Genomic DNA, 11,897 nt, shown 5'->3' with positions numbered 1-11,897 from the left:
CATCATGATTCCGCGAATAGGAGACGTCCCGCTGCGCGGGCAGCCGTATCGCCTGCGTCCCGGCGCCTACGCCGTGCTTGAACGCGACGGCCGCATCCTGCTGACGTTCCAGTCCGCGCCCATCCCCGAATATCAGCTTCCGGGCGGTGGCATCGACCCCGGTGAATCGCCCCTGCCCGCGCTGCACCGCGAGGTGTACGAGGAAACCGGCTGGCACATCGCCCGGCCACGGCGGATGGGGGTGTTCCGGCGCTTCGTCTACATGCCCGACTACGACATCTTCGCCGAGAAGATCTGCCACGTCTATCGCGCCCGTCCGGTCCTGCGCCACGGGCCGCCCCTGGAACCGGGGCACAGCGCCGCCTGGCTGCCGCTGGACCGGGCGATCGCGGCCGTGGGCAACGACGGCGACCGCGAATTCCTGATCCGCCTCGGGCTGAACGCCGGCTAGCGGAATTCAAGCAGCGCGCCCGACAGGTCGTCGGGGAAATCCTGCCCGTCGATCAGCGCGCTCAGATCCCAGCTGAGCGCGTTCAGCGCCTGCTGGCCGCGCAGCCCGGCGTTGCGCACAAAGATGTCGGCCAGCCCGTCTTCGTCCAGCATGCCGCCGTCGGGCGTGGGGCATTCCGTGACCCCGTCGGAATAAAGGAACAGCCGGTCGCCCGGCTCGAACTCCAGCTCGATGCGCTCGAACTCGGCGCCCTCGATCAGGCCCAGAGGCAGGCCGCCGGTGCCGGGAAACTCGACCCCGCCGGCGGCCCGCTGGACCAGCGGGTTGGGATGACCGGCCTGCGCCAGCCACGCCCGCCGCGCGGTCAGGTCGATTTCGGCGATGGCGAGCGTGAAATAATGCTCGGTCTCGACCTCGCGCAGGAAATCGCTGTTGAGCTTGGCGCAGATCTCTTCGGGCTGGAGCATCGCGATGGCGCCGCTGGCGGTCCGGCACAGCGCATCGTTGCGGTCGGGCGTGGCGCCGGAAAGTCGCGCGGCCAGACGCGCGGTGATCAGCGCCGAGGCCACCCCATGACCCGAGACGTCGAGCGAATAGAGCCCGATCCGGTCCGGCGCGACCGGGAAATAGCCCACCAGATCCCCGCCCACATGTCCCGAGGGCTGGAACAGGAACGACAACGTGCCGCCCGGCAGGGAAACGCTGTTCGTCGGCACCAGCGAATTCTGCAGCTTCCGCGCCTCGATCAGGTCGCGGTTCAAACCCTCGTAGACGCCGCGCAGGCGGGTCAGCGTGCGCGTCACCAGGCGGTTCTTCTCGATCAGCTCGCGCTCGACCCCAAGGATCCGGTTCGCCGCGGTGATGCGGGCCCGCAGTTCGTGCGGATTGACCGGCTTGACGATGAAATCGTCGGCGCCGCCTTCCAGCCCCTGTGCGATGTCATCCTTGCTGGCCTTCAGGGTCAGAAGAACGAAATAGACATATCGCTCACCTCCACGCCGGCGCAGTTCGGCACAGAATTCGGGCCCCGTCATGCCGGGCATCGTCCAGTCCGACAGGACGAGGTCGAAGCCTTCGGCGGCGCACAGGTCCAGCGCGGCCTGCCCGGTGGCGGCTTCGCCGACCTGGAACCCCCAGCGGCGCAGGTAGGAACACAGAAGCTTGCGCTGCGACGCGCTGTCGTCGACGACGAGGACGCGCTGCACCGCGTCTTCGGGCGCGATCCGACCATGCTTGAAGATCAGATCGCCCTGCACCGTCATCGTCCGCCTGCCCCAGTTACACCCACCCGCTGATATCGTGGCAAGCTTAAGAGCTGGTGAACCACGGCGCGGCCGGGAACGGGGGGCGCGTGGATGCGGGATAACCCGGCCTTAAGGCCTCTGCGCCATGCTGGGCGCCCGAAACCGGCAGGATGGGTGCGATGGAGATTTGCTGGCAGCGGCTGAACGAGGTGCGCGACGACATCGGCGTCGAGGATTTTGCCGACATCGTCCACCTTTTCCTGGAGGAGACCGAGGAAGGCCTGACCTCGCTCGACTGGGCGGGCCCGGTACAGGACCGGGCCGACAGGCTGCATTTTGTCAAGGGCGCTGCGCTGAACCTAGGCCTGAGCGGTCTGGCCGAAGGATGCAGTGCCGCCGGGCGGCACGCGCTTGAGGATCCGGAGCAGGCGCAGGCGGATCTGCTGACCTGCTTTGACCGGACCCGCGCCGTGCTGACCGAAGAACTCGGTCCGCCGCCGGACCACGGCGGCGCCTAGATCAGCAGCTCGCCCAGCAGAGTATCGTTGGTGATGTCGCGGTAGAGGAACTCGGCTGCGTCGAGCTTGGCGAAAAGCTCGGGGAAGTTTCCGGGGTTCCGCGTCTCGATCCCGATCAGGACCGATCCGAAGTTGCGGGCCGACTTCTTGAGGTATTCGAAGCGGGCGATGTCGTCCTCGGGGCCCAGCAGGTCGAGGAAATCGCGCAGCGCGCCCGGTCGCTGCGGCAGGCGCAGGACGAAGTACTTCTTGAGCCCCGCCGCCCGCTGCGCCCGTTCGCGCACCTCTGGCAGACGCTCGAAATCGAAATTGCCCCCCGAGGTCACGCAGACCACCCGCTTGCCCGCGATCCGGTCGCCCACGTCGCGCAGCAGATCGACCGACAGCGCGCCCGCGGGTTCCAGCACGATGCCCTCGGTGTTCAGCATCTCGAGGATGGTCATGCACAACCGATCCTCGGGGACAGCGAAGACGCAGGCGGGGTCGACATCGGCCAGCGCCCGGAACGGGCGGGTGCCGATGGTGCCCACCGCGGCACCGTCGACGAAGGTGTCGACGTTGGGCAGGGAGACCGGCGCGCCCCCGGCCAGCGCCGCGGCAAGGCTGGCGCCGCCCGCGGGTTCGGCCAGCAGCATCTGCGTCCGTGGCGACGCGGCGGCCAGCACCTGCCGCGTGCCGGCCGAAAGCCCGCCGCCGCCCACGGGCAGGATCATCACGTCGGGCGGGGTGTCGAGTTCTTCCAGAACCTCGACCGCGACGCTGGCCTGCCCCTCGATCACGTGGTCGTCGTCGAAGGGGGCGAGGAAATGGCCCCCCGCCTCGGCGCAGAATGCCTTGGCCGCCGCGAGCGTGTCGTCGACATAGTCGCCGACCATCCGGATCTCGACAGCGTCGCCGCCGAAGGCGCGGGTCTTGTCGACCTTCTGCTGCGGCGTGGTAACGGGCATGAAGATCACGCCCCGCACCCCGAAATGCCGGCAGGCATAGGCCAGCCCCTGCGCATGGTTGCCCGCGCTCGCCGCGACGAAAAGCCTTTGATCCGGCGCGGTCTCAAGCGCGCGGCCCATGGCATTCGACGCGCCGCGCAGCTTGTAGGAGCGCACCGGCGTCAGATCCTCGCGCTTCAGCCAGATGTCTGCACCGAACCGGTCGGACAGGTAATCGTTGCGCATCAACGGCGTGGGCGGAAACAGATCCCGCATGCGTCGGGTGGCGGCCTGCGCGGCGTTCAGGAAATCGGTCATGGCCCAGCCATGGCGCAACCCCCGCGCCAAGGCAAGCGCGCGCGCTTGCCCCCTTGGGCGAAAGGGGCTATCCGCCCATGCAACCTGAATGAACGGAGCCGCATCATGTCCGCACCGAAGAAAGTCGTTCTGGCCTATTCCGGCGGGCTCGACACCTCGATCATCCTGAAATGGCTGCAAACCGAGTATGGCTGCGAGGTCGTGACCTTCACCGCCGACCTCGGTCAGGGCGAAGAGCTGGAGCCCGCGCGCGCCAAGGCCGAGATGATGGGCGCCAGCGCCATCTACATCGAGGATCTGCGCGAGGAATTCGTGCGCGATTTCGTGTTCCCGATGTTCCGGGCGAACGCGCTTTACGAAGGGCTCTACCTGCTGGGCACCTCGATCGCGCGGCCCCTGATTTCGAAACGTCTGGTCGAGATCGCCGCCGAGACGGGGGCCGACGCCGTGGCGCACGGTGCCACCGGCAAGGGCAATGACCAGGTCCGCTTCGAACTGGCCGCCTATGCGCTGAACCCCGAGATCAAGGTCATCGCGCCGTGGCGCGAATGGGACCTGACCAGCCGCACCCGGCTTATCGACTTTGCCGAGAAGAACCAGATCCCGATCGCCAAGGACAAGCGCGGCGAAGCGCCGTTCTCGGTCGATGCGAACCTCCTGCACACTTCGTCCGAGGGCAAGGTGCTGGAGGATCCCGCCGAAGAGGCGCCGGGTTACGTCTACCAGCGTACCCAGGACCCCGAGACCGCGCCGGACACGCCCGAATACGTCGAGATCGGGTTCGAAAAGGGCGATGCCGTCTCGATCAACGGCGAGGCACTGTCGCCCGCGACGATCCTGACCCGCCTGAATGAACTGGGCGGCAAGCACGGGATCGGCCGGCTCGACCTGGTCGAGGGCCGTTTCGTCGGCATGAAATCCCGCGGCATCTACGAGACGCCCGGCGGCACGCTTCTGCTCGAGGCGCATCGCGGCATCGAACAGATCACGCTGGACCGTGGCGCGGCGCATCTCAAGGACCAGATCATGCCGCAATACGCGGAACTGATCTATAACGGCTTCTGGTTCAGCCCCGAACGCGAGATGCTGCAGGCCCTGATCGACAAGAGCCAGGAGCATGTGACCGGAACCGTGCGGCTGAAGCTTTACAAGGGTCTGGTCCGCACCGTCGGCCGCTGGTCGGATCACAGCCTTTATTCCGAGGCGCACGTGACCTTCGAAGACGACGCCGGCGCCTATGACCAGAAGGACGCGGCGGGCTTCATCCAGCTGAACGCCCTGCGGCTCAAGCTTCTGGCCGCGCGCGACCGTCGACTGAAGGGCTGACACGAAAAAAGGGCGGCTCCCTGAAGGGAGCCGCCCCACCCGTCGCCCAGAAGGCGCCCGGGATCTGTCTCTTACTCGGCGGTGATGACCGTCGTGACAAGCTCACCGTCCACACGGTCCGGGCCGTCTTCCTCGGCACCCAGCGTGTATTCGAAGATGCCGGTTTCGCTGCCGCCGGCCTCGGAATGGACCATCAGCATCAGCATGTCGCCCGGCGCGACCTCTTCGGTGAGGATCGCGGCGACGTCGTCTGTGGTGCCCATGCGGATCGGCGCGTGGCCGACAACAGGGCCCGGCGCCATCTCGGAATCGGTGCGGTGCACGACCAGCCAGCCTTTTTCCTCGGCCGTGATGCTGTCCGCGCTGACGACGCCGTTTTCAAGCGGCTGATCGGACGCGGTGATTGACGGGGTCATGTCGTCCTGTGCAAGGGCTGCACCGGCGCTCAGGATGGCGATAGCGGTGATGGTCGTAAAGCGCATCATCATCGATCGTCTCCTCTCGTTTCCGTATCGCACCGGCGCTGTCCGCCGGCGCATATCGGTGACGACACGTCGGCCCGCCGGACAAAGTTGCAGTGGAGCCAAGAAAACCTGGGGTTCGTCACCCTTGCGTGAGATCGCGATGCCCGACCTTGCCTGCCCCGCCCCGGCGCCGACATGATGACGCGCAAAAGCGGAGGATTACGATTATGCGAACTTTGTTCCGATCCACGGCCAGGCTCGCGGCGCTTGCCGCGGCGACGACGACATCCCTGGCTGCCGGCCATGCGACGGCGGACACCGCCTATGTCGCGGGCGGATGCTTCTGGTGCGTCGAGGCCGATTTCGAAAAGGTGCAGGGCGTCAGCGAAGTCGTCTCCGGCTATACCGGCGGCACGGTCGAGAACCCGACCTACAAGCAGGTGACCCGTGGCGGCACAGGCCACTACGAATCCGCCGAGATCGAATACGACCCCTCGCAGGTCAGCTACGCGCAGTTGATGAACCTCTTTTTCCGCTCGGTCGATCCAACCGATGCGGGCGGGCAGTTCTGTGACAGGGGCGACAGCTATCGCACCGCGGTCTTCGTCGAGACGCCCGAGGAACGGCGCATCGCCGAAGAGGCCAAGGCCGCAGCCGCCGCCGAACTGGGGCAGGAGATCGTGACGCCGATCCTCGACAAATCGCCCTTCTACGTGGCCGAGGATTACCACCAAAACTACTACAAAAGCACGGAATCGACGCTGACGCGCTTTGGCTACATCCAGCGCAAGGATGCCTACGACAACTACCGCGAAGCCTGCGGGCGCGACGCCCGTATCGAAGAGCTCTGGGGCGCCGACGCACCCTTCGTGCACTGACGCGCGGCGGGCCGGGCCCTACGCGGCGGTCCGGCTCCATTCCCCGCGGCCAAGCGCGGGCGCTGCCGCGCAGGCCAGCGCGACGCCGATCGCCCCCGCCACCCAGAAGGGGACCGTCAGTGCCGTGTCGCGCGGCAGCGCGCCTTCGGCCAGCGTGACCAGAACGCCCGACAGCACCGCGCCCACCGGCATCATGCCCCAGGCGATCAGCCGGTAGAGACTGTTCACACGCCCCAGAAGCGCGTCCGGTATCCGCCGCTGCCGGTAGGAGACCGACACGATGTTCCACACCATACCCGCCGCTTGGAACACCGCCAGCGTCAGGCCCAGCCACGGCCCCGAGGGCGCCAGCGGCATCGCCAGGAAACACAGGCCCGACAGAAGCAGGGTCGCCTGCGTCGTGCGCGCCGGGCCCAGCCGTCGTGCGATCCGGTCGCCGGCCAGCACGCCCAGGATGCCCCCCACGGCCCCCGCCGACAGCACCAGTCCGAAGCCCGGGGCAGAGAGGCCGAGGTTTTCCTGCGCATGCAGGACCAGCCCGACGAAGGCGATCTGGAAGGCCAGGTTCCACGTTCCCGTGACGACCGCGAGCAGCCGCAGAAGCGGCGCGCCCGCCAAGAACCGGTAACCTTCGCCCAGTTCCACGTGAAACTTGGCGCGCGCGGGGCGGGGCCGAGCGGGCACGGCCAGCGGCACCACCAGCAGCAGCGCCACACCGTAAAGCGCCGCGTTGCCCAGGAACGGCATGGGCAGCGCCAGCGCGATCATCGCCGCCCCCAGCGCCGGCCCCGCCAGCCCGTTGCCCAGCGTCTCGACAGCCCAAAGCCTGCCATTCGCGACCTCGAGCCGCGCGTGCGGGACCAGGGCGGGCAGCATCGTCTGCGCCGCGTTGTCGCGAAACACCTCGGCAGTGCCCACGATGGCAGCCGCCGCGATCAGCGCAAGGTAAAGCGGCCCGGGCCCGGCATCGGACCCCGTGGCAAGTCCGGGCATGGGCGCTGCGATGACGGCCAGCCCGCAGCCCAGGAACGCCAGGCCGCGCGCGGTGTCCGCCCACAGGATCAGCCGCTTGCGGTCCACCCGGTCGGTGATGACGCCGGCGGGCAGCGCCGCCAGGAACCATGGCAGCCGCAGCGCAAAGGGCACCAGCGCGATCAACAGCGCGTCGCGCGTCAGCAGGCTGGCCATCCACGGCCAGACCGCGACTGCGATTCCGTCGCCAAGGTTGGTGATGCCGCTGGCCGCAATGAAACGGATGATCGGGTCCACGATCTGCCCTCCCCATCTCTGGCCGCGCTCCGACGGCCCGGGTATAGGAGGGGTCCGAACGAGGAAAGACAAGCCATGGCCAGCGACGCACCGACGCCGATGATGGCGCAATATCTCGAGATCAAGGAAGCGACCCCCGGGGCGCTTCTGTTCTATCGCATGGGCGATTTCTACGAGATGTTCTTTGACGATGCCGTTGCCGCGGCCGAGGCGCTGGACATCGCGCTGACCAAGCGTGGCAAGCACCTGGGCGAGGACATCGCCATGTGCGGTGTGCCCGTGCATTCGGCTGACGGCTACCTTCTGACCCTGATCCGCAAGGGATTCCGCGTCGCCGTCTGCGAACAGATGGAGGACCCGGCCGAGGCGAAGAAGCGCGGCTCAAAATCCGTGGTCAAGCGCGAGGTCGTGCGGCTGGTCACCCCCGGCACGTTGACCGAGGATGCCCTGCTGGAGGCGCGGCGGCATAACTTCCTTGCCGCCTTTGCCGAGGTGCGCGACCAATCCGCGCTGGCCTGGGCCGACATCTCGACCGGCGAGTTCCGGGTGATGCCGCTGCCGCTGATGCGGCTCGGCCCCGAACTGGCCCGGCTGGCCCCGCGCGAGGTACTGGTGCCCGACGCCCGCGAACGCGAGCTGGCCGAGATCGTCGAGAGCATGGGCGCCGCAGTCACCCCCCTGTCGCGTGGCAGTTTCGATTCCACCTCGGGCGCCGACCGGCTGACCGACCTTTTCCGGGTCGAAACGCTCGATGCCTTCGGCAGCTTCGAACGGGCCGAGATTTCGGCGATGGCCGCGCTGGTCGACTATCTGGGCATCACCCAGAAGGGCCGCCTGCCCCTGTTGCGCGCGCCGGTGCGCGAAGCCGCCGACCGGGTGGTGCAGATTGATGCCGCCACGCGCCGCAACCTTGAACTGACGCGCAGCCTGTCGGGCGGGCGCGACGGGTCGCTTCTGGCCGCCATCGACCGCACCGCCACCGCGGCGGGCGCTCGCCTGCTCGAGCGGCGCCTGACCTCGCCCTCGCGCGATCTGGAGCTGATCCGCAGCCGCCACCATGCCGTCGCCCACCTGGTGAATGAGCGCGGGCTGGCGCAGGACCTGCGCAATGACCTGCGTGGCGTGCCCGATATCGACCGCGCTCTGTCGCGCCTCGCACTCGACCGGGGCGGCCCGCGCGATCTGGCGGCCATCCGCGCCGGGCTTGAGGGGGGCGATGCTATCGCCGCGCGGCTTTCGGTGGACGGCATGCCCGCGGTGCTGTCCCGCGCGGCCGAGGCGCTGACCGGGCACGATGCGCTTCTGGACGCGCTGGATCAGGCGCTAGTCGCCGAACCGCCGCTGCTGCTGCGTGACGGCAACTTCATCGCACCGGGCTTTGACGGCGACCTGGACGAGGCGCGGACCCTGCGCGACGAGGGCCGCGGCGTGATCGCCGGGATGCAGGCGCAGTATGCCGAGCTTGCCGGCATCCAGAGCCTGAAGATCAAGCACAACAACGTGCTGGGCTATTTCATCGAAACCACCGCGACGCATGCGGAAAAGATGCTGGCCGCGCCGCTTTCGGCGACCTTCATCCACCGCCAGACCACGGCCAACGCGGTGCGCTTCACGACCACCGACCTGTCCGAGCTGGAGACGCGGATCCTGAACGCCGGATCGCGCGCGCTGGAGATCGAAAAGCGCCTTTTCGAAAGCCTGCGCGCCCGCGTGGTGGACGCGGCGCAGGATATCCACGCCGCCGCCCGCGCTTTGGCCGAGATCGACCTGTCGGCCGGACTGGCCGAAATCGCCCGGGCCGAGGACTGGTCCCATCCCCGCGTCGACGACAGCCGCGCCTTCGAAGTCGAGGCCGGGCGTCACCCCGTCGTTGAGCAGGCGCTGCGGCGGCAGGGGGGCGAGCCCTTCATCGCGAACGACTGCGCCCTGTCCGACGGCACCGCCCCGTCGTCCGTCTGGCTGCTGACCGGGCCCAACATGGCCGGCAAATCCACCTTCCTGCGGCAGAACGCGCTGATCGCGCTGCTGGCACAGGCCGGCAGCTTCGTCCCTGCCGCCTCGGCGCATATCGGGATGGTGTCTCAGATCTTTTCCCGCGTGGGCGCGGCGGATGATCTTGCGCGCGGGCGGTCGACCTTCATGGTCGAGATGGTCGAGACCGCCGCGATCCTCAACCAGGCCGATGATCGGGCGCTGGTGATCCTGGACGAGATCGGGCGTGGCACCGCCACATACGACGGGTTGTCGATCGCCTGGGCGACGCTGGAGCATCTGCACGACGCCAACCGGGCGCGCGCGCTGTTCGCCACGCATTACCACGAGCTGACGCGGCTGGCCGATCGTCTGCCCGGCGTGCGCAACGCCACCGTCGCGGTGAAGGAGTTCGAGGGCGACGTCATTTTCCTGCACGAGGTGCGGCAGGGCGCGGCAGACCGGTCCTATGGGGTGCAGGTCGCGCGGCTGGCGGGTTTGCCTCCCGCCGTGGTCGAGCGTGCGCGGGTGGTGCTTGAGGCGCTGGAACAGGGCGAACGCGAAGGCGGCAGTGCCGCGCAGAAGGCCCTGATCGACGACCTGCCGCTGTTCTCGGCAGCGCCGCCCCCTGCCCCGGTCGCAAAAACCGCGCCGTCGGAGGCCGAGGCGCGGTTGCGGGACATCCATCCCGACGAGCTGACGCCGCTGGAGGCGCTGAAACTCGTCTACGATCTGAAGAAACTTACGACGTAAGGACGTTTACGACGCGGGGGTGGAGCTGACGCCGACATGCGCGGGCCGCAACAGGCGGTCGTGCAGCATGAAGCCGTCGGCCATGACCTGGATGATCTCTCCGGCGTTGGTGCCGGGCACCGGGGCTTCGAACATCGCCTGATGCATGTTCGGGTCGAACTTTTCGCCGGTCTCGGGCGAAATCTTCTCGATCCCGTGCTTGGCGAAGATGCTCACCAGCTCGCGCATCGTCAGCTCGACACCTTCAAGCAGGGCCGAGGCGGCAGCGCGCTGTTCGTCGGTCACCGAATCGAGCGCGCGCTTGAGGTTGTCGTAGACGGGCAGAAGGTCGCGCGACAGTTTCGAGCCGCCGTATTGCTCGGCCTCCTTGCGGTCGCGGTCGGACCGCTTGCGCGCGTTCTCGGCGTCCGCGATGGCGCGCACGAAGCGATCGCGCAGGTCGTCCCGTTCCGCCCTGAGCGCGACCAGCTCCTCGGCCTCGGCCGAGCCGGGCTGAACCGGTTCGGGCTGCGGCTCGGCCCCCTGCTCGGGCTCGATGCCGGCAGCATCGGCTTCGGCGGCCTGCTCGGCGGCGGCGGGGTCGGCGCCCTCGCCCTTGCCACTGTCGCGCAGGATCTCCTGAATTGCGTCTTCGATATCCTGTTGCTCGGACTTCGTCATCTTTCGCACCTGTTAGCCGCGGTCGGACAGAAGGCGTCCGACCAGTTGCGCCGTGTAATCGACAATCGGCACGATGCGTCCGTAATTCAGCCGCGTCGGACCGATCACGCCCACAGCGCCGATGATCTTTCGGTCAGCGTTCATATATGGACTGACCACCAAAGAGGAACCCGAAAGTGAGAAAAGCTTGTTTTCGGATCCGATGAAGATGCGCACGCCTTCGCCTTCGTCGGTCAGTTCCAGGAACTCCGCGATGTCGCGCTTGCGCTCGAGATCGTCGAAGAGACTGCGAATCCGCTCGACCTCTTCGACCTGGGTCTTGTCAGCCAGCAGATTCGCCCGACCGCGCACGATCAGACGCTCATAGCTCTGGCCCTCGTTTTCCCAGATCGCCGCACCGCTTTCGACCAGTTCGGCCGCCAGCGCGTCCAGTTCGCGACGCCGCAGCGTGATTTCACGCTCGATCCGGCTGCGCAGTTCGGTAACGGTCCGCCCCTCGGCCAGCGCGTTCAGGAAATTCGCGGCCTCGCGCATCGACGATGGCGTCTGCCCGGCGGGCGGGCGGAACACCCGGTTTTCGACATGCCCGTCGGCAAAGACCAGAACGACCAGCGCACGGTCGGGCGCAAGGCTGACAAACTCGATATGCCGGATCGGCGCCTCGTGCTTGGGCGCCAGAACAAGGCTCGCCCCCCGCGTGACACCCGACAGCGCCGAGCCCACGCGATCCAGAAGCGCACCCACGCCCGAACCGTCCTGCCCCAGCGTCTGGTCGATCATCTCCTGATCCTGCGAGGACAGATCGCCGACCTCGAGAAGCCCGTCGACAAACATCCGCAGACCGGCCTGCGTCGGCACCCGCCCGGCGGAGGTATGCGGCGAATCCAGAAGCCCCATGAATTCGAGGTCCTGCATCACGTTGCGGACCGTCGCGGCACTGACCTTTTCGGACAGCGTCCGCGTCAGCGTGCGGGACCCCACGGGTTCGCCGTGCTCCAGATAACCTTCGACCACGCGGCGAAAGACTTCGCGCGACCGGTCGCTCATCTCGGTGAGAAGCGTGTTGCCCTTATCCATGCGTCGCGTGTCCTGCCATCCCTATGAATAAAAGTGCCCACG

11 protein-coding genes are annotated in these 11,897 nt (G+C 67.7%); 5 read left to right on the top strand and 6 right to left on the bottom strand.

All coding sequences use genetic code 11. The features are described 5' to 3' along the window. Positions 1-4 precede the first annotated feature (4 nt). Positions 5-451 carry an NUDIX domain-containing protein gene (locus EKE94_RS11265; protein ID WP_127906700.1) on the top strand — a complete coding sequence of 149 codons (447 nt, stop codon included), beginning with the start codon at positions 5-7 and terminating at the stop codon, positions 449-451. Here the strand turns inward: EKE94_RS11265 and EKE94_RS11260 are convergent. After that, a complete protein-coding gene (locus tag EKE94_RS11260; RefSeq protein ID WP_235855984.1) occupies positions 448-1,707 on the bottom strand; it encodes a PP2C family protein-serine/threonine phosphatase in 1,260 nt (419 codons plus the stop codon). The genes EKE94_RS11265 and EKE94_RS11260 overlap by 4 nt on opposite strands. 167 nt (positions 1,708-1,874) lie before the next feature. On the opposite strand from EKE94_RS11260, the gene EKE94_RS11255 reads away from it, so the two are divergent. Next, positions 1,875-2,213, top strand: a complete 339-nt coding sequence (locus tag EKE94_RS11255; protein ID WP_127906698.1) for an Hpt domain-containing protein — start codon at positions 1,875-1,877, stop codon at positions 2,211-2,213. Here the strand turns inward: EKE94_RS11255 and ilvA are convergent. Further along, positions 2,210-3,457, bottom strand: coding sequence for a threonine ammonia-lyase IlvA (gene ilvA, locus EKE94_RS11250; RefSeq protein ID WP_127906697.1), 1,248 nt, complete (start codon positions 3,455-3,457; stop codon positions 2,210-2,212). The two genes, EKE94_RS11255 and ilvA, sit on opposite strands and share 4 nt — an antisense overlap. 105 nt (positions 3,458-3,562) lie before the next feature. Between ilvA and EKE94_RS11245 the strand changes: the two genes are divergently transcribed. Beyond that, positions 3,563-4,783, top strand: coding sequence for an argininosuccinate synthase (locus EKE94_RS11245; protein ID WP_127906696.1), 1,221 nt, complete (start codon positions 3,563-3,565; stop codon positions 4,781-4,783). 71 nt (positions 4,784-4,854) lie between these two features. Here EKE94_RS11245 and EKE94_RS11240 read toward each other — a convergent pair whose 3' ends face one another. Next, positions 4,855-5,265 (bottom strand): DUF7282 domain-containing protein, encoded by a 411-nt coding sequence (locus tag EKE94_RS11240; protein ID WP_127906903.1) that lies wholly within the window; start codon positions 5,263-5,265, stop codon positions 4,855-4,857. A 209-nt stretch (positions 5,266-5,474) separates the two neighbouring features. Here EKE94_RS11240 and msrA point away from each other — a divergent pair, with 209 nt between their 5' ends. Beyond that, positions 5,475-6,125, top strand: coding sequence for a peptide-methionine (S)-S-oxide reductase MsrA (msrA, locus tag EKE94_RS11235; protein ID WP_127906695.1), 651 nt, complete (start codon positions 5,475-5,477; stop codon positions 6,123-6,125). 18 nt (positions 6,126-6,143) lie between these two features. Here the strand turns inward: msrA and EKE94_RS11230 are convergent, their stop codons facing one another. Continuing rightward, the gene (locus EKE94_RS11230; RefSeq protein ID WP_127906694.1) at positions 6,144-7,394 is read right to left on the bottom strand and encodes an MFS transporter; all 1,251 of its coding nucleotides are present in this window, start codon (positions 7,392-7,394) and stop codon (positions 6,144-6,146) included. A gap of 75 nt (positions 7,395-7,469) precedes the next feature. On the opposite strand from EKE94_RS11230, the gene mutS reads away from it, so the two are divergent. After that, on the top strand, positions 7,470-10,118 hold the full coding sequence (gene mutS / locus EKE94_RS11225) for a DNA mismatch repair protein MutS (RefSeq protein ID WP_127906693.1): 2,649 nt from the start codon (positions 7,470-7,472) through the stop codon (positions 10,116-10,118). A 6-nt stretch (positions 10,119-10,124) separates the two neighbouring features. Here mutS and EKE94_RS11220 read toward each other — a convergent pair whose 3' ends face one another. Beyond that, positions 10,125-10,778: a nucleotide exchange factor GrpE gene (locus tag EKE94_RS11220; protein ID WP_127906692.1), complete on the bottom strand. Its 654-nt coding sequence runs from the start codon at positions 10,776-10,778 to the stop codon at positions 10,125-10,127. A gap of 12 nt (positions 10,779-10,790) precedes the next feature. Next, the gene (hrcA, locus tag EKE94_RS11215; protein ID WP_127906691.1) at positions 10,791-11,855 is read right to left on the bottom strand and encodes a heat-inducible transcriptional repressor HrcA; all 1,065 of its coding nucleotides are present in this window, start codon (positions 11,853-11,855) and stop codon (positions 10,791-10,793) included. Positions 11,856-11,897 lie beyond the last annotated feature (42 nt).

The sequence above is a fragment of the Mesobaculum littorinae genome, from assembly GCF_004011175.1.
GTDB classification, from domain to species: Bacteria; Pseudomonadota; Alphaproteobacteria; order Rhodobacterales; family Rhodobacteraceae; genus Tranquillimonas; species Tranquillimonas littorinae.
The sequence above is the reverse complement of the archived record's forward strand: the minus strand, read 5'-3'. Positions and strand labels throughout refer to the sequence as shown.

Bases quoted from the DNA above. Each gene is read 5' to 3' on its own strand.
- EKE94_RS11265 (WP_127906700.1), top strand. From the start codon at position 5: ATGATTCCGCGAATAGGAGACGTCCCGCTGCGCGGGCAGCCGTATCGC.
- EKE94_RS11255 (WP_127906698.1), top strand. From the start codon at position 1,875: ATGGAGATTTGCTGGCAGCGGCTGAACGAGGTGCGCGACGACATCGGC.
- ilvA (WP_127906697.1), bottom strand. From the start codon at position 3,457: ATGACCGATTTCCTGAACGCCGCGCAGGCCGCCACCCGACGCATGCGG.
- EKE94_RS11245 (WP_127906696.1), top strand. From the start codon at position 3,563: ATGTCCGCACCGAAGAAAGTCGTTCTGGCCTATTCCGGCGGGCTCGAC.
- EKE94_RS11240 (WP_127906903.1), bottom strand. From the start codon at position 5,265: ATGCGCTTTACGACCATCACCGCTATCGCCATCCTGAGCGCCGGTGCA.
- msrA (WP_127906695.1), top strand. From the start codon at position 5,475: ATGCGAACTTTGTTCCGATCCACGGCCAGGCTCGCGGCGCTTGCCGCG.
- mutS (WP_127906693.1), top strand. From the start codon at position 7,470: ATGGCCAGCGACGCACCGACGCCGATGATGGCGCAATATCTCGAGATC.
- EKE94_RS11220 (WP_127906692.1), bottom strand. From the start codon at position 10,778: ATGACGAAGTCCGAGCAACAGGATATCGAAGACGCAATTCAGGAGATC.
- hrcA (WP_127906691.1), bottom strand. From the start codon at position 11,855: ATGGATAAGGGCAACACGCTTCTCACCGAGATGAGCGACCGGTCGCGC.